The organism is Plantibacter sp. CFBP 8798, from assembly GCF_014841195.1.
GTDB lineage: Bacteria > Actinomycetota > Actinomycetes > Actinomycetales > Microbacteriaceae > Plantibacter > Plantibacter auratus.
On record NZ_JACYTS010000003.1, the window covers coordinates 672,263 to 689,535 of the forward strand.

The following is a 17,273-nucleotide window of genomic DNA, read 5'->3' on the forward strand; positions in this document are numbered from 1 at the left end:
CGGATCGCGCGGCTCGTCGGAGGATCCGCCGGGCGCTTCCTCGACCACCGGGAGCACCTCGGCCTCGGGGCTCGGCTCGAAGATCGGCTCGGGCACCGAGAAGGCGGCGGGTTCGTCCGCGGGCACGCTTCGCCGATCGCCTGGCGTCGGCTTGCGTCGGGAGAACAGCGGCACGGGATCGATTGTGTCACGGGCGTCCCGCGACGGCTTCCGACGTCCGGGTGCAGGATGGGGTCATGCAAGCGAACCTCGACGACGTCCTCGCCACCGCCCGCGTGGTCTCCATCCCCCTCCGCGTCCGGTTCCGGGGCATCGACACCCGCGAGGCCGTCCTCTTCCGCGGGCCCGCCGGGTGGACGGAGTTCTCCCCCTTCGTCGAGTACGACGACCAGGAGTCTGCCGCGTGGCTGCGGGCCGCCATCGACTTCGGCTGGTCGGACCTCCCACCCCTCCACCGGGATCGCATCCTCGTGAACGCGACGGTCCCGGCCGTGGACGCGGCGGACGTGCCGTCGATCCTCTCCCGCTTCCCGGGCTGCCGGACCGCGAAGGTGAAGGTGGCCGAGCGCGGGCAGGTGCTCGCCGACGACGTCGCGCGCGTCGCCGCCGTCCGTCGGGCCATCGGACCCGAGGGTCGACTCCGCGTGGACGCCAACACCAACTGGAACGTCGACGAGGCCGAACACGCCATCCGCGCTCTCGAACCCTTCGACCTCGAGTACGTCGAGCAACCCTGCGCGACCGTCGCGGAACTCGCCGAGATCCGTGAACGGGTCTCCTCCCTGGACGTCGCCATCGCGGCGGACGAGAGCGTCCGCAAAGCCGAGGACCCCCTCGCCGTGGCTCGCGCCGGCGCCGCCGACCTGCTCGTCGTGAAGGCGCAGCCGCTCGGCGGCGTGCACGCCGCGCTCCGCATCGCGGGCGAGGCCGGCCTGCCGATCGTCGTCTCGAGCGCGCTGGACACCTCCGTCGGCATCTCCATGGGTGCCCACCTCGCGGCGGCCCTGCCGGAACTCGACTACGACTGCGGGCTCGCCACCACCGCGCTCCTCGGCGGCGACGTGACGACCGCACCGCTCGATCCCGTGGACGGCGGCATCGCCGTTCGGCGCGTCGAGGTGGACGTCGATCTCCTCGAGCACTTCACGGCGTCACCGGAGCGGACCGCCTGGTGGCTCGACCGGCTCCGCCGCACGCACGCGTTGCTCGGCTGAGGGCCGGCGCAGGGGCTTACAGGCCGCTGTAGGCGTGCAGACCCTTGAAGAAGACGTTGACCACGACGAAGTTGAACATCACGGCGCTGAAGCCGATGATGGCGAGCGTGGCCGCGCGTGATCCGCGCCAGCCGCGCGTCGCCCTGGCATGGATGTACCCGGCGAAGATCACCCAGATGATGAAGGTCCACACCTCTTTGGTGTCCCAGCCCCAGTACCGACCCCAGGCGCGCTCAGCCCAGATGGCACCGGCCATGAGCGTGAACGTCCAGAAGATGAAGCCGATGATGTTGACGCGGTAGGCGAGGTTCTCGAGGCGCTCCGCGTTCGGGAGGGTGAGCAGGAAGCGGAGACGCCCGGAGCTCTGGGTGGGCTGCACGAGCCCGAGCCGTCGCTCGCGACGCCCCTGCAGGAGCTGCACGACGCTCAACGCGAAGCCGATGGCGAAGAACGCCGTGCCGAGGCTCGCGACGAACACGTGGATGACGAGCCACGCCGACTGCAGCGCCGGCGGCAGCGGGACGACCTCGACGTAGAAGTTCGCGGTCGCGAGGCCGAGGAGCACGGTCACGAGGCCGATCACGAAGCTGCCGAGGAACCGGAGGTCCACGCGCGCGATGACCACGAGGAACACCGCGACGATGAGCAGCGTGCCCGTCATCGCGAACTCGTACATGTTCGCCCACGGGACACGACCGGCGGCGATACCGCGCGTCACGTCCGCGACGAGGTGGAGGAGGAAGGCGATGACGGTGAGCGAGACTCCGACCCGGAGGCTCGGCGACTTGCGCGACGCCTGCTGCTCGGGCTCGTCCGAGGGGCGGCGGGTCTTGCGCGGGACACCGTCGCTCGTGACGATCGGTGCGGCGGTCCGCGCCGCGGCGGAGGCGAGTGCACCGACGCGTTCCTCGGCGGCTGCCGACCGTTCCAGCTCGGCCCGCTCGGCCGCGTCGATCGCCGCGGTGACCTCGGCGCTGCGGCGCGCGAGGTCGAACGTGAAGGCGATGAACGCCAGCGCGTAGACGGCGACGGCCGACCAGAGGCAGAGGTTCGAGATTTCGACGAGGGTCACGGGGTGATTCTACCTTCGGGTTCGGACGGGACAGGCGTTGGACTGTGCGCTTCGGCGATCGCCGCGACGGCCGCTTCGAGGCCGGGGTCCTCACCGCGGGCGAGCCCGGCGTATTCGAGGGAGACGGTGCCGTCGCTCCCGGTCACGGCCTTCACCCAGACGCGGCGTCTGGCGACGAAGAGTGAGGTGATGAGGCCGGACAGGGCGAGGATGGCGAACGCGAGCACCCACAGCTGGGTCGGGTCGTGGTGGACGTCGAACGAGGCGAACCGCTTGACGGAGCCGGCGTAGTTCTCGGTCGACGGGTTGGCGGCGACGTTGTCGAAGGACACCGTGCCGAGTCCGTTCGGCAGGTCGGTGATCTGGCCGGGCGTGAGTTCGATCGACTCGACGCCGGTGTCGCCCCCCGTGAGCTGCTTCATGTCGTCGACGTCGAGCGCGTAGACCGACTTCGGAGCACCGGCGTTGATCCCGAGGTCGCCGGAGTAGACGTTGAGCGTCAGCACCGGGTAGGCGAGGTCGGGGTAGGACGAGAAGAACGGCGGCTTGGACGCGGCCTGCGTCGGGTAGAAGAACCCGATCATGCCGAGCTGCTCCGCCAGGCCGTCCGGGACCTTGACGATGCCGAGCGACGTGAGCTGGGCGTCCTGCGGCAGGAACGGGATGGAGTCGCTGAACACGACCTTGCCCTCGGGATCGCGGACGGTGATCGTCGGCGCGTAACCGTTGCCGAGCAGGTAGACGTCGGTGCCCTCGAACCGGAGCGGATCGTTGACCTTGATCGTCGCGTCCTGCGGCTTCCCGCCGGGCGAGGTCGTCGTGACCTTCGCGCGGTAGTCGATCGCCTGCCCGTACGCGTCGAGGTTCTCGGTCTCGTAGGTGACGCCGAACTCGTCGAGCGTCAACTTGTAGGGGGCCAGCTCCGACTCGTTGAAGAAGCGGCCGGGGTTGAACGAGTCGTAGTCGAGCAGGGTGTTGACGAAGGTCTGACCCTCGACGAGCACGCGCTGACCGGAGAAGCCGAAACCGCCGCCGAAACCGACCGTCACGAGGATGCCGACGAGTGCCGAGTGGAAGACGAGGTTGCCGGTCTCGCGGAGGAAGCCGCGCTCGGCGGACACCGATGCGGACCCCTCGGCGTCGTAGCGTTCGACTCGGTAGCCCTGGCGCTTCAACTGCTTCGTCGCGTCGTCGATGAGCTCGGTGGCGGTCGCGCCGCTGTCGTCGCTGCGACGCTCGAACGCGGAGAGCCGCGACAGGCGCGCGGGCGTCCGCGGCGGGCGGGAGCGCAGGGCGAGCCAGTGGTGCTTCGTCCGCGGGATCACGCAGCCGATGAGCGAGATGAACAGCAGCAGGTAGATCGCGGAGAACCAGGCCGAGCTGTAGACGTCGAACGCCTGCACCTTGTCGAGGATGGGCGCGAGGTCCGGGTTGTCGGTGAAGTACTGGGTGACGCCGTTCGGGTCGCTCGACCGTTGCGGGACGAGCGAACCGGGCACCGCGGCGATGGCGAGGAGCAGCAGCAGGAAGAGCGCCGTGCGCATGCTCGTGAGCTGACGCCAGAAGAAGCGGAGCCAACCGACGAACCCGAGCTTCGGCTGGTTGATGCCGTCGGCCGGAGCCGGTGCGGCGGAATCGATGTGATCAGAGGGGCGTGACAAGGCCGCTCATCACCCCCTGCAACGAGTACATCCAAGCGGACCAGAGACCAGACACCATCAACACACCGATCACGATGAGGAGCACGCCGCCGATGATGTTGATCGTGCGGATGTGCCGTTTGAGGAACGCCAACGACCCCGTGACCCAACCGAGTCCGAGCGCGACGAGCAGGAAGGGGATGCCGAGACCGAGGCAGTAGAACAGCCCGAGGAGGGCCCCGCGCCAGGCGGAGCCGCCCGAGAGGGAGAGCGCGCTGATCGCGGTGAGGGTCGGGCCGAGGCAGGGCGTCCAGCCGATGGCGAAGACGAAGCCGAGCAGTGGCGCGCCGGCGAGGCCGGTGGCGGGTGCCCAGTTGGTGCGCACCGTGCGCTGCAGCCGCGAGAACTGTCCGATGAAGATGAGCCCCATGAGGATGACGACGGCGCCGAGGACGCGGGTGATGACGCCCTCCCACTCGACGAACCAGGCGCCGATCGTTCCGACGAACGCCGCGATCGCCACGAACACGACGGTGAAGCCGAGGATGAAGAGGCTGACGCCGAGCAGCACGCGCCGGCGACCCGCACCGGAGCGCCCCTCCTCGACCGTCGTCATGCCGCCGACGTATCCGAGGTAGCCGGGGACGAGTGGCAGGACGCACGGCGAGAGGAAGGACAGCAGACCGGCCGCGATGGCGATCGGGATCGCCACGAGGAGCTGGCCGCCGTAGACGAGCTCGCCGGGGCTCACTCTGGGGCGCTCTCGGCGATCGTGTCGCGGATGAGGGTGTCGAGGATGGTGCGGTCCTGCAGCTGCCCGAGGATGCGTGCGGCGACCCGACCTTCGGCGTCGAGGACGATGGTGGTCGGCACCGCGTTCGGCGGGACACTGCCCGTGAAGGCGAGCTTCGCCTCCCCGCTGTCGACGTCGAGGATGGAGGGGTAGGTGATGCCGAAGGTTCCGTTGAACGCCTTCGCGGTGTCGGCGGTGTCGCGGACGTTGACGCCGATGAAGGTGGCGCCCTTGTCGGTGTAGGCCTCGTTGAGCGCCTGCAGGTCCTTCGCCTCCGCGCGGCAGGGGGCGCAGGCGGCGTACCAGAAGTTCACGACGAGGACCTGGCCCGCGTGGTCGGCGGAGGAGATCTGCTCGCCGTCCTCGCCGACGCCTGAGAAGCTGATCGACTCACCGCGGTCGTCCAGCGCGACCTCGGTCACGCTGCCGTCGCCCGCGACGTACCCCTTGCTGCTGCCCTCGCGGTACTGCTCGGCGAGCGGGTCGCTCCCGCACGCCGTGAGCAGGAGTGCCCCGACGGCCAACACGGCGGCGACGGCGGACGTCCTCGATCGGCGGGCCATCAGACGGCCCCGACATCGGTCGCGCCGGACGACAGACGGGCGGCCGGATCGACGTAGCCGACCTCGACGAAGCCCTGCTCGGTCCGCTCGAGGGTGGTGATGCTGGACAGGGCGCACCGCCGCTTCCGCGGGTCGTGACGATACGGCGCCCCGACGACGGAGCTGTGCAGCATCCAGATCGGCAGCTGGTGGCTGACGATGACGACGTCGCCCGACGGCGTCGCCCGCCAGGCGTCCTCGACGGCCGCGGTCATGCGGTTGACGATCGACGCGTACGGCTCGCCCCAGCTCGGGCGGGACGGGTTGCGGAGCTTGGGCCAGTTGAGCGGGTTCTTCAGGGCGCGGCTCATGCGCTTGCCCTCGAACTCGTTGAACGGTTCGATCACGCGCGGCTCGGCGACGACGGCGAGCCCGAACGCTGCGGCGACCGGCGCTGCAGACTCCTGGGTGCGCTGCAGCGGGGACGCGTAGAGCGCGCCCACCGTGCGATCACGGCTCACGAGGTCGTCCGCGGCGGCCTGCGCCATGCGCTCGCCGAGCTCCGACAGTCGGAATGCGGGGAGTCGACCGTAGAGCACACGAGAAGGATTGTGCACCTCGCCGTGACGCACGAGATGGATCTGGTCGGCTACCACCCTTCAAGTGTACGTTTCCCCAAGCTGCGGATTCACCGTGACCTCCGTCCAGGTCCGAGCCACGAGCGACGGCTAAGCTGTCGGGGTGAGTGAACGCGTCGTTGTGAAGAACCTGGCCGCCCTGTCCGACGGTCCCGTCACCGTCTCCGGATGGGTCGAGACCGTCCGCGACCAGAAGAAGGTGCAGTTCGTCGTCCTCCGCGACGAGAGCGGCGCCGTCCAGCTGGTGAACCCGGCTGTCCGCGAGGTCGACCCGGAGGTCGAGGGCTCCGCCGAGCGCCTCGCCACCACCGAGGCCATCTCCGCCCTCGCGCACGGCTCCTTCATCACCGTCACCGGCGAGCTCAAGCACGACGAGCGCGTCAAGCTCGGCGGCATCGAGGTGAAGGTCGCCACGCTCGAGGTCGTCACCGCCGCCAACCCCGAGACGCCGATCGCTGCGGACTCCTCGCTCGACAAGCGGCTCGACTGGCGTTTCCTCGACCTGCGCCAGCCGAAGCAGGCCCTGATCTTCCGCATCCAGACGACGTTCGAGCACGCACTGCGTCAGTACTGGATCGACAACGACTTCATCGAGATCCACACCCCGAAGCTCATGGCGAGCGCGAGCGAGTCGCGCGCCGAGCTCTTCGAGGTCGACTACTTCGAGGGCAAGGCGTACCTCGCGCAGTCCCCGCAGTTCTTCAAGCAGATGGCGCAGTCCGCCGGCTTCGGCAAGGTGTTCGAGGTCGGACCCGCATTCCGCGCCGACCCGTCGTTCACCAGCCGACACGCGACCGAGTTCACGAGCGTCGACGCCGAGATCAGCTGGATCGAGTCCCACGAGGACGTCATGCAGCTGCACGAGGAGCTCCTCGTCGCCGGCTTCACGGCGGTCAAGGACAAGCACGGCGAGCAGATCTCCGAGCTCTTCGGCATCGAGCTCGAGGTCCCGTCGCGTCCGTTCCCGCGCATCCCGCTGGCCGAGGCCAAGCGCATCGTCGCCGAGCGCGGCTACGAGATCCCCCGCGCCGACGACGACATGGACCCCGAGGGCGAGCGTCAGATCGCGGCCTACGTCAAGGAGACCTTCGGTCACGACTTCGTCTTCCTGACCGACTACGCGTCGAGCATCCGGCCGTTCTACCACATGCGCAACGCCGAGGACGGCTCGCTCACCAACAGCTACGACCTCATCTACAACGGCGTCGAGATCTCCACGGGCGCGCAGCGCGAGCACCGCGTCGACGTCCTCATCGAGCAGGCCAAGGAGAAGGGCCTGGAGCCCGAGGAACTCGAGTTCTACCTCGACTTCTTCCGCTACGGCGTCCCGGCGCACGGCGGCTTCGGCATGGGCCTCGCCCGCGTGCTCATGCTCATGCTGCACGAGACCTCCATCCGCGAGGTCACCTACCTGTTCCGCGGCCCGACCCGCCTCGCCCCGTAACCCCGCAAGAAGGACGCCATGCAGATCGTCATCCTGTACGGGACCGAATCCGGCAACGCCGAACGCCTCGCCGGCGACATCGGCAAGGCCATCGGCTCTCAGCATCAGTGGCGCGTCGCCGACCTCGGCGACGTCGACCCCGCGGAGTTGTCGACCGACGAGATCCACATCTTCATCACGTCGACGTACGGCGACGGCCTCCTCGGTGAGACCGGCCAGATCTTCTACGAGGCGCTCGAGGAGTCCGACGTCGAGCTCGACGGGCTCCGGTACGCCATCTTCGGGCTGGGCGACAGCAGCTACGAGGACACGTACAACCAGGGCAGCTCGCTGCTCGACGCCATCCTCACCGAGCACGGCGCGACCCGCTTCGGTGAGTTCGGTCTGCACGACGACGGCGGGTTCGAGCGGAAGAAGGACGTCGCGCTCGCCTGGTTGCCCGGCGTGCTCGCCGCAGCAGAACAGCTCTGACCTCCGCCCTGGTGCGTGCCAGGACGCGACGGTAGCGTGACTCGCACCGGCCGTGCGGCGTCCTCGCACGTGAGCGAGGGGTGAGCCAGATGAACGCGACCGCAGGATCCGTGGTCCTGCGCCTTCGTGCGGCGGGGTGCGTCTTCGCCGAGGACGAGGCGGCGCTGCTCCTCGCCGAGTCGGATGATCCGGATCGACTCGAACGGATGGTCGCGGCACGGGTCGCCGGCCGGCCGCTCGAACACGTCCTCGGCTGGGTCGCGTTCCGAGGACGCCGGGTCGTCGTCGAGGACGGGGTCTTCGTGCCGCGGCGACGGACCGAGCTCCTGGTCGACGCCGCCCTCCCGCGCCTCCGGAACGGTTCGGTGGTCGTCGAGCTCTGCTGCGGTGCCGCGGCTGTCGGGAGTGCCCTCCTCACCGAGGCACCCGGCCCCATCGACGTCTGGGCGTCGGACATCGACCTCGCCGCGGTGGAGTGCGCACGGCGCAATCTCGAGCCACTCGGTGGGCATGCCTTGCCCGGAGACCTGTTCGACGGGCTGCCCCGGTCGCTCGCGGGGCGCGTCGACCTCCTGCTCGCGAACGCACCCTACGTCCCGACAGCGTCGATGGCGACGATGCCCCCGGAGGCTCGGGAGCACGAGGCCGTGATCGCGCTCGACGGCGGTGCCGACGGGCTCGACGTGCAGCGTCGGATCATCGCGCAGGCCCCGGACTGGCTCGCGCCGACCGGTTCCCTCCTGATCGAGACGAGCGAACGTCAGGCCCCCGAGACCGCCGCGCTCATGCGGGCGGCGGGCCTCACGGCGTCGATCGTCCGCGACGACGAGCTCGACGGCACCGTCGCCGTCGGCATCATGGCCTGAGCCCTGCGGGTGCCGGGCTCAGTCGAGCTGGAAGTCGACCGCGGAGCGCTCGACCACGAGCTGACGGACGATCTGCACCACGCGGACGTGCTCCGGGTGGACCTGGTACCGTTCCAGGGCTTCGAGGCTCGGGTAGTCGCCGACCAGCACGACGTCCCAGTTGCTCTCGGGGTAGGCGATGTTGCGTCCGACCTGGAGGTGCTCGATGTCGTCCGGCATGAACCCGGCGAGTGCCTCGAGTTCGGACTGCATGGTGGCGAACGCCGCGTCGCGCTCGGCGTCGTCCGTTGCTGCCAGCTTCCAACTGACGATGTGGCGGATGGTCACTGGGCCCCCAAGGGTCGATGTGGATGGATGGACGTGCGGATCAGTCGGCGAGCAACGCGGACCGCAGGCGGTCGGGGTCGATGCGCCAGTAGTTGTGGACCTTGCCGTCGATGAGGACGACGGGGATCTCCTCCCAGTGGCGGTCGTGGAGCGCGGGATCGTCGAGGATCGAGAGCTCCTCGCGTTCGATCGTCGGGCCGCCGGACGGGAGGCCTGCGACCACCTCGTCGATCACGGCACGTGCGTCGTCGCAGAGGTGACAGCCGGGCTTGCCGATGAGCGTGACGTGCAGAGTGGACACCTCCTCAACTGTACGGGGTGCCCGAGGTCGGAGCACGTCCAAGGAACCGACACGTGTGGTGTTTCACCGAGACATCTGACACGATGCCGGAATGATGATGCCGATGAACCCAAGGTTGAGAACCATGTGTGTCGAATTCGCCGTGCTCAGACACTCTGGCATGCGCCGGTCGAGGTCCGTTGTCATTGTGTGATGCCTACACATTCGGAAGCCGCGACAATCCTCGGCGAGCGGCTGCGTGCCGCGCGCAACGAGCGACAGCTGACCCTTGAGGACCTGGGCGTGCTGGCCGGGATGCACTGGACGAACATCGGCAAGATCGAGCGAGGGCAGGTGCACCCGAGCGTGGAGACGCTCGTCCGGCTGAGTACCGCGCTCGACCTCGACCCGGCCCCGTTCATCACGGGCCTCAACGCCGACATGTACCCGGGGCGAGCGCACAAGCTGACGGCACGCGATCTGCTGGCCGCTCGCCGCGACCAGGAGCGCTGACCCGCCCGCCGGAGACCACTCCCCTCCACCCGCCGGCGTCCATCAGAAGGTGACCCGCCAGAGGTACTGGTGGCCACCGGGACGGAACCAGGACACCTGCACGCTGGTCGCGCGGGCCAGCTCGGTGCCCAACACCTCGAATTCCAGGGCGCTCCCCGGCGTCAGGCGACACGGTTCCAGTGGAGCGAGGAGTCCGGGTCCGATCAGGCGCAGCACGACCCAGTGGACGGCTTCGTCACCGACGTTCCGGAGTCGATAGCGAGGTGCGTCGTCTCGTTCGACGACGAACGGCACCCGATACGCGAGCTCGCGTCGGTTGCGGTGGACGGTTGGCGGGAGATCGCGGGTCATGCAACGAACCTACGAAGGACCGCCGACGATCTCGGGGCGACGGACCGCGTGCCGCGACGCGCTGTGGATCAGTCCCGTCCGGCCTCGCCTGTGGAGGAACCTCGACGCCGCTCCACCCGCGGAAACCACACGCTCTGACCGACCAACGAGACGATCACCTCGACAACGCCAGAAAGCGCCGTACCCCAATGGGCAGGCGCTTCCGGTGGACGAAGAGTCGTCAGGCGCTCCGAACGGAGCAGCCGGCTACTTCTTGTTGCGGCGCTGGTGACGGGTCTTGCGAAGCAGCTTGCGGTGCTTCTTCTTCGCCATACGCTTGCGGCGCTTCTTGATAACAGAACCCACGGATTTACCTCACAGAATTGGGGGGCTTGGCCGCAGGGATCGCGACCGAAGAGAACAAGTCTTGTTGCCAGTCTAGCCGATTGCAGCGCGCGTCGTTCACACGCCGTACGCCTGCAGGCTGCTAGGAGCGGGAAACGCCTCAGCCGACGTCGGCGACCGGGCGCTGCCGGACGGCGTCGACGGCGGTCTCCGGCACTCGGAACGACTTCCCGAACCGGATTGCCGGGAGCTCCCCCGAATGCACCAGGCGATACACGGTCATCTTGGACACCCGCATCATCTCGGCGACTTCGGCCACAGTGAGGAAGCGGACGTCAGCAGTGTCCTGCGTCATCGAACCCCTCCTGCGCCTCTGGAAACCCGCTTGAACGGCGCCCCGAGGACCGGAACGCCGCATGGCAACTCTAGAGGGCCCACGCCCGCCCTGTACATCCCCTGTGTGAACGGTATGGGGGCCGGGCTACGGGCGGAGCTTCTTCGTGACCGACTGCACCGCGTGGGTCACGTCCGCAGCGACCTTGCCGACCGATCCGGCGACCGCCTTGGCCTGGTCCGGGAGTGACAGCGCCGCGAAATCGACACCGTCGTCCTGGTAGTCGACGCTGAGGAACGGGATGAGCCAGTCCTCCACGTCCTCGAGCGGCGCCGAGTCCAGGCTGTAGTAGCGGTGCTGGCCCTCCTCGCGCACCTCCACGAGCTCTGCTTCGCGCAGGACCTTGAGGTGCTTGGACACCGTCGGCTGGCTGAGGCCGAGCTGCGCGACGATCTCGGAGACGCTCGTCCCGGTGCCACCGTGCCGTTCGAGCAGCAGCGCGAGGATGTCCCGCCTGGTGGTGTCAGCGATCACGTCGAAAATGTCGGCCATGCTCCAACGATAGTGATGGAGCGCACGGAGTACCATTGCCTCCGGCGCAGTCCTGAGGTGTTGAGGGGTCAGATGAGCGGCAATGCCATGGGGCGTCGTCCCTCGATCACCGTCCGTCACGGACTCGCGAGGGTCAGGGAGGCCGTCAGCGACTTCGCCGCGAAGTCGACCTCCCGGTTCGCCATCCTCGTGTTCAGCTTCCTGATCTTCGTCTTCACGATGCTGTTCTCGCTCCCGATCGCGAGCGCCGACCGCCAGGTGACCCCGATCGCCGACGCGCTCTTCACCGCCGTCTCCGTCATCTGCGTCACCGGGCTCTCGACCGTCGACATGGCCACGCACTGGTCGCTCTTCGGTCATGTGCTCGTCTTCATCGGCGTCCAGATCGGCGCGCTCGGCGTCCTGACCCTGGCATCGATCCTCGGGTTCGTGATCGCCCGACGACTCGGGCTCCGCCAGAAGCTCATGGCGGCGAGCGACACGAACCCCCTGCGGTCGCACCACGGCCCCGTCGCCGAGGGTCAGGCGGTCCGCCTCGGGGAGATCGGCAACCTGCTCGTCACCGTCGCCGTCAGCGCCCTCGTGATCGAGGCGGCCCTGGCGGTCCTGCTCTTCCCGCGCATGCTGCTCGACGGCATCAACCCCTGGGACGCCGCCTGGAACAGCGTCTACTACGCGGCCATGGCCTTCACCAACACCGGCTTCACGCCGAACGCCGAGGGGCTCGCGGCCTTCGAGAACGACTACTGGTTCCTCAGCATCCTCATGCTCGGGGTCTTCCTCGGCAGCATCGGCTTCCCGGTCATCTACGCCCTGAGCCGGAACTTCCGTCGACCGAGCCGTTGGTCGCTGCACGTCAAGCTCACGCTCGTCACGACGATCATCCTGTTCTTCGCCGGGGCGCTCGCCTTCATCCTGCTCGAGTTCAACAACCCCGAGACCTGGAACAAGTGGAACCTCTGGGACACGATCTTCCAGGGGTTCTTCCTGTCGGCCATGACGCGGTCGGGCGGCTTCTCCACCGTGGACATCGGCGACCTCAACGGCTCGACCCTGCTCGTCGCCGACATGCTCATGTTCATCGGCGGTGGCTCCGCCTCGACCGCCGGCGGGATCAAGGTCACGACGCTCGCCGTCCTGTTCCTGGCGGCGTTCGCCGAGGCCCGGGGCCGCGAGGGCGTGGAGGTCTTCCGCCGCCGGATCCCGCAGGACGTGCTCCGCGTCGCGGTGAGCGTCGTCCTCTGGGGTGCGACGATCGTCGCCCTGTCGACGATCGTCATCCTGCAGATGACGAAGGCCCCGCTCGACCACGTGCTGTTCGACGTCATCTCCGCCTTCGCGACGGTCGGGCTGAGCACCGGCCTCGTCGCGGACCTGCCCGACGCCGGGGTGTACGTCCTCGCCGTCACCATGTTCCTGGGCCGCGTTGGTACAGTGACACTCGCTGCAGCCGTGGCCGCGAGTCAGAGCGGCCAGCTGTTCAAACGACCCGAAGAGAGGCCCATCGTTGGTTGACCGCATCAAGCACGACGCCCCGGTCCTCGTCATCGGACTCGGTCGGTTCGGTGCGGCCTGCGCCGGCGAACTCGACCGACTCGACCGCGAGGTGCTCGCGATCGACGACAACTCCGACCTCGTGCAGAAGTGGTCCGACCGGGTCACGCACACCGTGCAGGCCGACGCGAAGAACATCGAGGCGCTCCGGCAGATCGGCGCGCAGGACTTCTCGGTCGCGGTCGTCGCGGTCGGATCCTCCATCGAGGCGAGCGTGCTCATCACCGCCAACCTCGTCGACCTCAAGATCCCGCAGATCTGGGCCAAGGCCGTCTCGCAGTCGCACGGCAAGATCCTCGCCCGGGTGGGGGCGAGCCATGTCATCTACCCCGAGCGCGAGGCCGGCGAACGCGTCGCCCACCTCGTGTCGGGCCGCATGCTCGACTTCATCCAGTTCGACGACGACTTCGCGCTCGTCAAGATGTACCCGCCGAAGCCCATCCGCGGGCTGAACCTGACGGAATCGGGCGTCCGGACGAAGTACCGGATCACGGTCGTCGGGGTGAAGTCACCGGGGAAGCCCTTCACGTACGCGACCGCCGACACCGTCGTGTCGAACCACGACCTCATCATCGTCTCCGGCACGTCGGCCGACATCGAACGCTTCGCCTCACTCGAGGGCTGAAGCCTCCTCAGGTGAGGCTACGCGCGTAGCAGCGCGACTGCGGCTCGTCGACGTACGGCCCGAACGCCTCGATCGGTTGGTACCCCTCGCGCTCGTAGAAGCGCATCGCGTCCGGCTGCTCCGTGCCGGTCTCGAGGAGGAGCTCTGCGAGACCGAGCGACCGCGCTTCGTCCTCCAGTGCCCGCAGGAGCGCGGTGGCGACGCCGGTCCCCCGGGCCTGCTGTACGACGAACATGCGTTTGATCTCAGCCCGGTCCGCGCCGAGCATCCGCAGGCCGCCGCAGCCGAGCGGGGTGTCGTCGACGTCGCTGGCGAGCAGGAAGAGCGTGATGTCGGCTGCGGTCGGCGGTGTCCCGGGTTCGTGATCGTCGCTTCCGTACCGCGCATCGAGTTCGCGGCGTTGGGCGGCCCGCAGCGCGGTTCCCGCCTCGTCGTCCCAGGCCACCCGGCTGATCCTGATCGTCATGCGTGTCCTCCAGTCATTCCGTAACAAGCATTACGGTAACATCGGTTCCGAGGTGATCACGACATGGCAAGAACCAAGGACCCAGCGGCCCAGGCGCGGATCTCGCACGCGGTCTGGGAGGTCCTGGGCGAGCACGGCCCGCACGGGTTGACCCTCCGCGCGGTCGCGGAGCGGGCCGGGTGCACGACGGGCCTCGTCCTGCATCGCTTCCCCGACAAGCGCGCGCTCCTGCTGCACGCTCGCGACCTGCTCCACGAACGGACGGCGGCGCGGACCGAGGCGCTCGAAGCCGCAGCCGAGACCCCGCGTGACGCTTTGCGCGCCGTCCTCCGGCAGGCCCTGTCCCTCACCGACGAGACACGTCAGGAGGCCCGGGTCTGGCTCGGCTACCTCGCGACGGCGCTCGACGACGAGGTGCTGGCCGAACGGCACCGTGCGGGTCATGGCGTGTTCGTCGCGCGCACCCGCCGCCTCGTGGCCGAGATCCGCCCCGAGCTCACCGAGGCCGAGGTCGCCGCGACGGCCACCGTCGTCGTCGGATTCATCGAGGGCGTCAGCACCCTGAGCACGGCCGACGACGACCACTACGACGCCGCGGCCCAGCTCGCCGCGCTGGACCGACTGCTGCTCGTCCTCGGGCTCGACGAGACGAGCCACGCGTGATCGTCGTGGAACGGTGGGCGGATGCTCCGGCTCATCGTCGCGAGCGATTCGCCGAGCTCCTCGAGGAGTACCACCGCCGGACCGAGCATGAGAAACTCCTCGGCCGAGCGCCGGGTTTGGACGAGCCCACTCCGACGATCGCCCTCCCCGACCGCTACCGGGTCGAGATCGCCGACCCGGGCACCGCCTTCGCCTCCGAGGAGATCCTCCTGGCCGTCGAGGACGACCGGGTGCTCGGCTGCGTCGTCCTGACGGACGGCCCGTCGCCGGAGCTCAAGCGACTCTGGGTCGACCCCGACGCTCGTCGCCGGGGCGTGGCCGCAACCCTGCTCGAGGCCGCGACGACCGTCTCGCGACTGCGGGGTGACGACACCGTGCGTCTCTCCGTGTGGCATTGGCGATCCGCCGCGATCGCGCTCTACCGGCGGTCCGGCTTCGTGGCAGTCGCTTCCTGGGACGACAGACCCGGCCTCGACTGCTTCGTGCGGTCCTTCGACTGATCGGGGCGCCGTCGGGTCAGGACGCCGACAGCTCCTCGGCGCGTGCGATGGCGGCTGCCGCGGCGCGGTCGAACGTCTCGCTGAAGCCCGCCTCGGCGAGCACGGCGAGCGCCTGCTCCGTCGTCCCCTTGGGGCTCGTGACGTTGATCCGCAGCTGCTCGGCGCTCTCCCCCGTCGTCGCGAGGAGTTCCGTCGCGCCACGGAAGGTTCCGTTGACCATGACGGACGCCTGCTCGGGGGTGAACCCGAGGCCGATCGCCGTGCGGGTCAGTTCCTCGATGAGGTAGTAGACGTACGCCGGACCGGAACCGGAGATGGCGCTGAGGGCGTCGATCTTCGATTCGGGGATGACGACCACTTCGCCGACGGTCTCGAAGAGCGCGGTGACGACGGCGAGGTCGTCCGCGCTCGACCGGGTACCCGGCGCGAGCCCGGTGACGCCGAGCCCGACGTAGGACGGGGTGTTCGGCATGGAGCGGAGGACCGACACCGACTCCGGCAGGGCGGCCTCGAAGGCCGCACCGCGGATGCCGGCCGCGAGGCTCACGACGATCGTGCCCGGCTGCAACGCGTCGGCGATCTCGGCGAGGAGGTCGGCGACCAGGTAGGGCTTCACGCCGATCAGGACGATCTTCGCCGCGGCTGCCGCCCGACGGTTGCCGTCGGTGTCCTGCTCGAGAGCGATCGAGGTGACGCCTGGCAGCTCGGCGAGAGCCTCCGCCTTGGCGATGGTCCGGTTCGTCACCGTGATGCCACCGTCGACCTCGACACCCGGCTGGACGAGACCGCGGAGGACGGCCCCTCCCATCGAACCGGCGCCGAGGATGGCGATGCTGGGCAGGCTGATCGTTTCACTCACCCTGCGAGTCTAAGCACCTGCATGCTCGGCGGCACGTGCCCGGCCGGGTCAGTCGGCGAGGCAGGCGCCCGACGGGACCGCGGACTGCAGTGACCCGGCGAGCGCGACGACGGGCAGGACCTCGTCCATCGCGAGCGCGTACCCGACCGGCGCGGAGTTCGCGTCGCGGGCGAAGATCACGCCCGCAACCTCACCGGACTCGGTGAGGAGCGGGCCACCGGAGTTGCCCGGCTGCACCGTCCCGGACAGCGTCACGACCTGACGGCTCGTCGGGTTGTTCCCGCTGATGTCGGCGACGAGGCTCGGCCCCACCACGATGACCTGCGCGCCACCGGCCGTGTACGGGCCACCGAACGGATACCCGGCGACGACGGCGTTCGAACCGGGCGCCGGATTCGGTGCGAGCGGCAGCGATCGGGTGCCGAGGTCGTCGACGCGGATGACGGCGAGGTCGTCGACCGGGTCGAAGTAGACGATCCGTCCTTCCCTGGGCATGGCCCCCGGGACCTCGACGACCGGGTTCGTCACGCCGGCGAGGACGTGCGCGTTCGTCATGACCAGGTCGTCGGCGAAGACGAAGCCGCTTCCGGTGAGGCTCCGCGAGCAGGACTCGGCGGTGCCACTGATGCGCACCACGGACGCGGAGGCCGTCTGCAGCGCCGGCGTCGAGGTGTCGAGCTGCGGGGCGGCGGGCACGTCCGCGGTTCCACCGAAGGCCTCGATGACGCGTTGGGCCCCACCGTCGACCACCGTGGAGCGGAGCTGCGCGAGCGTGCTCTTCACCTGCACGGGCGTGACGCGGTCGATCGTGCCGATCACCGCGGACGACCCGACCGCCTGGGCGAGCAGCGGGATGCCGAGGGATCCGACACCGAGTGCCGCGGTCACGAGGACGAGCGCGGTGACGACGAGGTTGAGGGCGGCACCGAGCAGGCGTTCCAGACCGCGCAGGGGGGTCTTGCGGACGACGGAGCCGATGGCCCCACCGATGAACGCACCGATCGTGTAGCCGATGGCGAGGACGACCACCGCCGCCGCGACCGCCGCCCAGCCACGCCACGCCGCGTTCGGCACCCACGAGGCGACGAGCGGGATCGCGAAGAAGGCGCCGACCCCACCGGCCGCCAGCCCGACGAGCCCGCCGAGGCTCCCGAGGAGCCCCGCACGCCACCCGCGGATCAGGAAGCCGATCAGGACGACGACGAGGATGATGTCGAGGATCACGCCGGGTTGCATCCTGCGATC

At 69.1% G+C, this 17,273-nt stretch carries 23 protein-coding genes; 9 read left to right on the forward strand and 14 right to left on the reverse strand.

Features of this window, described 5'->3' with window-relative positions:
- Nucleotides 1-236 precede the first annotated feature (236 nt).
- Entirely contained in the window at nucleotides 237-1,214 is a 978-nt protein-coding gene (locus tag IFU30_RS15685) for an o-succinylbenzoate synthase (protein WP_124767396.1), read from the forward strand.
- A 16-nt stretch (nucleotides 1,215-1,230) separates the two neighbouring features.
- Here IFU30_RS15685 and ccsB read toward each other — a convergent pair whose 3' ends face one another.
- The 5 genes from ccsB to IFU30_RS15710 are packed head-to-tail and all read right to left on the reverse strand — an operon-like array spanning nucleotide 1,231 to nucleotide 5,917.
- Nucleotides 1,231-2,286 carry a c-type cytochrome biogenesis protein CcsB gene (gene ccsB, locus IFU30_RS15690; RefSeq protein WP_079706648.1) on the reverse strand — a complete coding sequence of 352 codons (1,056 nt, stop codon included), beginning with the start codon at nucleotides 2,284-2,286 and terminating at the stop codon, nucleotides 1,231-1,233.
- Nucleotides 2,283-3,947 (reverse strand): cytochrome c biogenesis protein ResB, encoded by a 1,665-nt coding sequence (resB, locus tag IFU30_RS15695; protein ID WP_079003290.1) that lies wholly within the window; start codon nucleotides 3,945-3,947, stop codon nucleotides 2,283-2,285. Before resB ends, ccsB begins: the two co-directional genes overlap by 4 nt.
- The gene (locus IFU30_RS15700) at nucleotides 3,931-4,677 is read right to left on the reverse strand and encodes a cytochrome c biogenesis CcdA family protein (protein WP_124767397.1); all 747 of its coding nucleotides are present in this window, start codon (nucleotides 4,675-4,677) and stop codon (nucleotides 3,931-3,933) included. Before IFU30_RS15700 ends, resB begins: the two co-directional genes overlap by 17 nt.
- A complete protein-coding gene (locus IFU30_RS15705; RefSeq protein WP_138945214.1) occupies nucleotides 4,674-5,282 on the reverse strand; it encodes a TlpA family protein disulfide reductase in 609 nt (202 codons plus the stop codon). Before IFU30_RS15705 ends, IFU30_RS15700 begins: the two co-directional genes overlap by 4 nt.
- Nucleotides 5,282-5,917, reverse strand: coding sequence for a histidine phosphatase family protein (locus IFU30_RS15710; RefSeq protein ID WP_192005946.1), 636 nt, complete (start codon nucleotides 5,915-5,917; stop codon nucleotides 5,282-5,284). Before IFU30_RS15710 ends, IFU30_RS15705 begins: the two co-directional genes overlap by 1 nt.
- Nucleotides 5,918-6,002: 85 nt before the next feature.
- Between IFU30_RS15710 and aspS the strand changes: the two genes are divergently transcribed.
- The 3 genes from aspS (at nucleotide 6,003) to IFU30_RS15725 (ending at nucleotide 8,680) form a co-directional block, all read left to right on the forward strand.
- The gene (aspS, locus tag IFU30_RS15715; protein WP_192005947.1) at nucleotides 6,003-7,343 is read left to right on the forward strand and encodes an aspartate--tRNA(Asn) ligase; all 1,341 of its coding nucleotides are present in this window, start codon (nucleotides 6,003-6,005) and stop codon (nucleotides 7,341-7,343) included.
- A gap of 18 nt (nucleotides 7,344-7,361) precedes the next feature.
- A complete protein-coding gene (locus IFU30_RS15720; protein WP_124767400.1) occupies nucleotides 7,362-7,814 on the forward strand; it encodes a flavodoxin domain-containing protein in 453 nt (150 codons plus the stop codon).
- Nucleotides 7,815-7,903: 89 nt separating this feature from the next.
- On the forward strand, nucleotides 7,904-8,680 hold the full coding sequence (locus tag IFU30_RS15725; RefSeq protein ID WP_192005949.1) for a putative protein N(5)-glutamine methyltransferase: 777 nt from the start codon (nucleotides 7,904-7,906) through the stop codon (nucleotides 8,678-8,680).
- Nucleotides 8,681-8,698: 18 nt separating this feature from the next.
- On the opposite strand, the gene IFU30_RS15730 is transcribed toward IFU30_RS15725, so the two are convergent.
- Both IFU30_RS15730 and IFU30_RS15735 read right to left on the reverse strand, forming a co-directional pair.
- Nucleotides 8,699-9,007, reverse strand: a complete 309-nt coding sequence (locus tag IFU30_RS15730; protein WP_079706641.1) for a Dabb family protein — start codon at nucleotides 9,005-9,007, stop codon at nucleotides 8,699-8,701.
- 40 nt (nucleotides 9,008-9,047) lie between these two features.
- Complete coding sequence (locus IFU30_RS15735; protein WP_192005950.1) at nucleotides 9,048-9,308, reverse strand: glutaredoxin family protein; 261 nt, start codon at nucleotides 9,306-9,308, stop codon at nucleotides 9,048-9,050.
- Nucleotides 9,309-9,500: 192 nt separating this feature from the next.
- On the opposite strand from IFU30_RS15735, the gene IFU30_RS15740 reads away from it, so the two are divergent.
- Nucleotides 9,501-9,800, forward strand: coding sequence for a helix-turn-helix domain-containing protein (locus IFU30_RS15740; RefSeq protein ID WP_064294610.1), 300 nt, complete (start codon nucleotides 9,501-9,503; stop codon nucleotides 9,798-9,800).
- Nucleotides 9,801-9,842: 42 nt separating this feature from the next.
- Here the strand turns inward: IFU30_RS15740 and IFU30_RS15745 are convergent, their stop codons facing one another.
- The 4 genes from IFU30_RS15745 to IFU30_RS15760 all read right to left on the reverse strand — a co-directional run bounded on the left by IFU30_RS15745 (nucleotide 9,843) and on the right by IFU30_RS15760 (nucleotide 11,361).
- Nucleotides 9,843-10,151, reverse strand: a complete 309-nt coding sequence (locus tag IFU30_RS15745) for a hypothetical protein (RefSeq protein WP_079706639.1) — start codon at nucleotides 10,149-10,151, stop codon at nucleotides 9,843-9,845.
- Nucleotides 10,152-10,397: 246 nt separating this feature from the next.
- A complete protein-coding gene (locus IFU30_RS15750; RefSeq protein WP_003792170.1) occupies nucleotides 10,398-10,496 on the reverse strand; it encodes a 30S ribosomal protein bS22 in 99 nt (32 codons plus the stop codon).
- Between the two features lie 139 nt (nucleotides 10,497-10,635).
- A complete protein-coding gene (locus IFU30_RS15755) occupies nucleotides 10,636-10,830 on the reverse strand; it encodes a helix-turn-helix domain-containing protein (RefSeq protein WP_079706638.1) in 195 nt (64 codons plus the stop codon).
- 126 nt (nucleotides 10,831-10,956) lie between these two features.
- The gene (locus IFU30_RS15760; protein ID WP_064294613.1) at nucleotides 10,957-11,361 is read right to left on the reverse strand and encodes an ArsR/SmtB family transcription factor; all 405 of its coding nucleotides are present in this window, start codon (nucleotides 11,359-11,361) and stop codon (nucleotides 10,957-10,959) included.
- Nucleotides 11,362-11,433: 72 nt separating this feature from the next.
- Between IFU30_RS15760 and IFU30_RS15765 the strand changes: the two genes are divergently transcribed.
- On the forward strand, nucleotides 11,434-12,876 hold the full coding sequence (locus IFU30_RS15765; protein ID WP_079706637.1) for a TrkH family potassium uptake protein: 1,443 nt from the start codon (nucleotides 11,434-11,436) through the stop codon (nucleotides 12,874-12,876).
- A complete protein-coding gene (locus tag IFU30_RS15770; RefSeq protein ID WP_056013885.1) occupies nucleotides 12,869-13,540 on the forward strand; it encodes a potassium channel family protein in 672 nt (223 codons plus the stop codon). Before IFU30_RS15765 ends, IFU30_RS15770 begins: the two co-directional genes overlap by 8 nt.
- 7 nt (nucleotides 13,541-13,547) lie before the next feature.
- Here IFU30_RS15770 and IFU30_RS15775 read toward each other — a convergent pair whose 3' ends face one another.
- Nucleotides 13,548-14,006: a GNAT family N-acetyltransferase gene (locus tag IFU30_RS15775; protein ID WP_192005952.1), complete on the reverse strand. Its 459-nt coding sequence runs from the start codon at nucleotides 14,004-14,006 to the stop codon at nucleotides 13,548-13,550.
- 63 nt (nucleotides 14,007-14,069) lie between these two features.
- Between IFU30_RS15775 and IFU30_RS15780 the strand changes: the two genes are divergently transcribed.
- Nucleotides 14,070-14,669 carry a TetR/AcrR family transcriptional regulator gene (locus IFU30_RS15780; protein WP_192005953.1) on the forward strand — a complete coding sequence of 200 codons (600 nt, stop codon included), beginning with the start codon at nucleotides 14,070-14,072 and terminating at the stop codon, nucleotides 14,667-14,669.
- Nucleotides 14,666-15,169, forward strand: coding sequence for a GNAT family N-acetyltransferase (locus IFU30_RS15785; protein WP_192005955.1), 504 nt, complete (start codon nucleotides 14,666-14,668; stop codon nucleotides 15,167-15,169). Before IFU30_RS15780 ends, IFU30_RS15785 begins: the two co-directional genes overlap by 4 nt.
- Nucleotides 15,170-15,185: 16 nt before the next feature.
- Here IFU30_RS15785 and proC read toward each other — a convergent pair whose 3' ends face one another.
- Both proC and IFU30_RS15795 read right to left on the reverse strand, forming a co-directional pair.
- Nucleotides 15,186-16,028, reverse strand: coding sequence for a pyrroline-5-carboxylate reductase (proC, locus tag IFU30_RS15790; protein WP_192005957.1), 843 nt, complete (start codon nucleotides 16,026-16,028; stop codon nucleotides 15,186-15,188).
- Between the two features lie 48 nt (nucleotides 16,029-16,076).
- Nucleotides 16,077-17,264 (reverse strand): MarP family serine protease, encoded by a 1,188-nt coding sequence (locus IFU30_RS15795; RefSeq protein ID WP_192005959.1) that lies wholly within the window; start codon nucleotides 17,262-17,264, stop codon nucleotides 16,077-16,079.
- Between the last annotated feature and the right edge of the window lie 9 nt (nucleotides 17,265-17,273).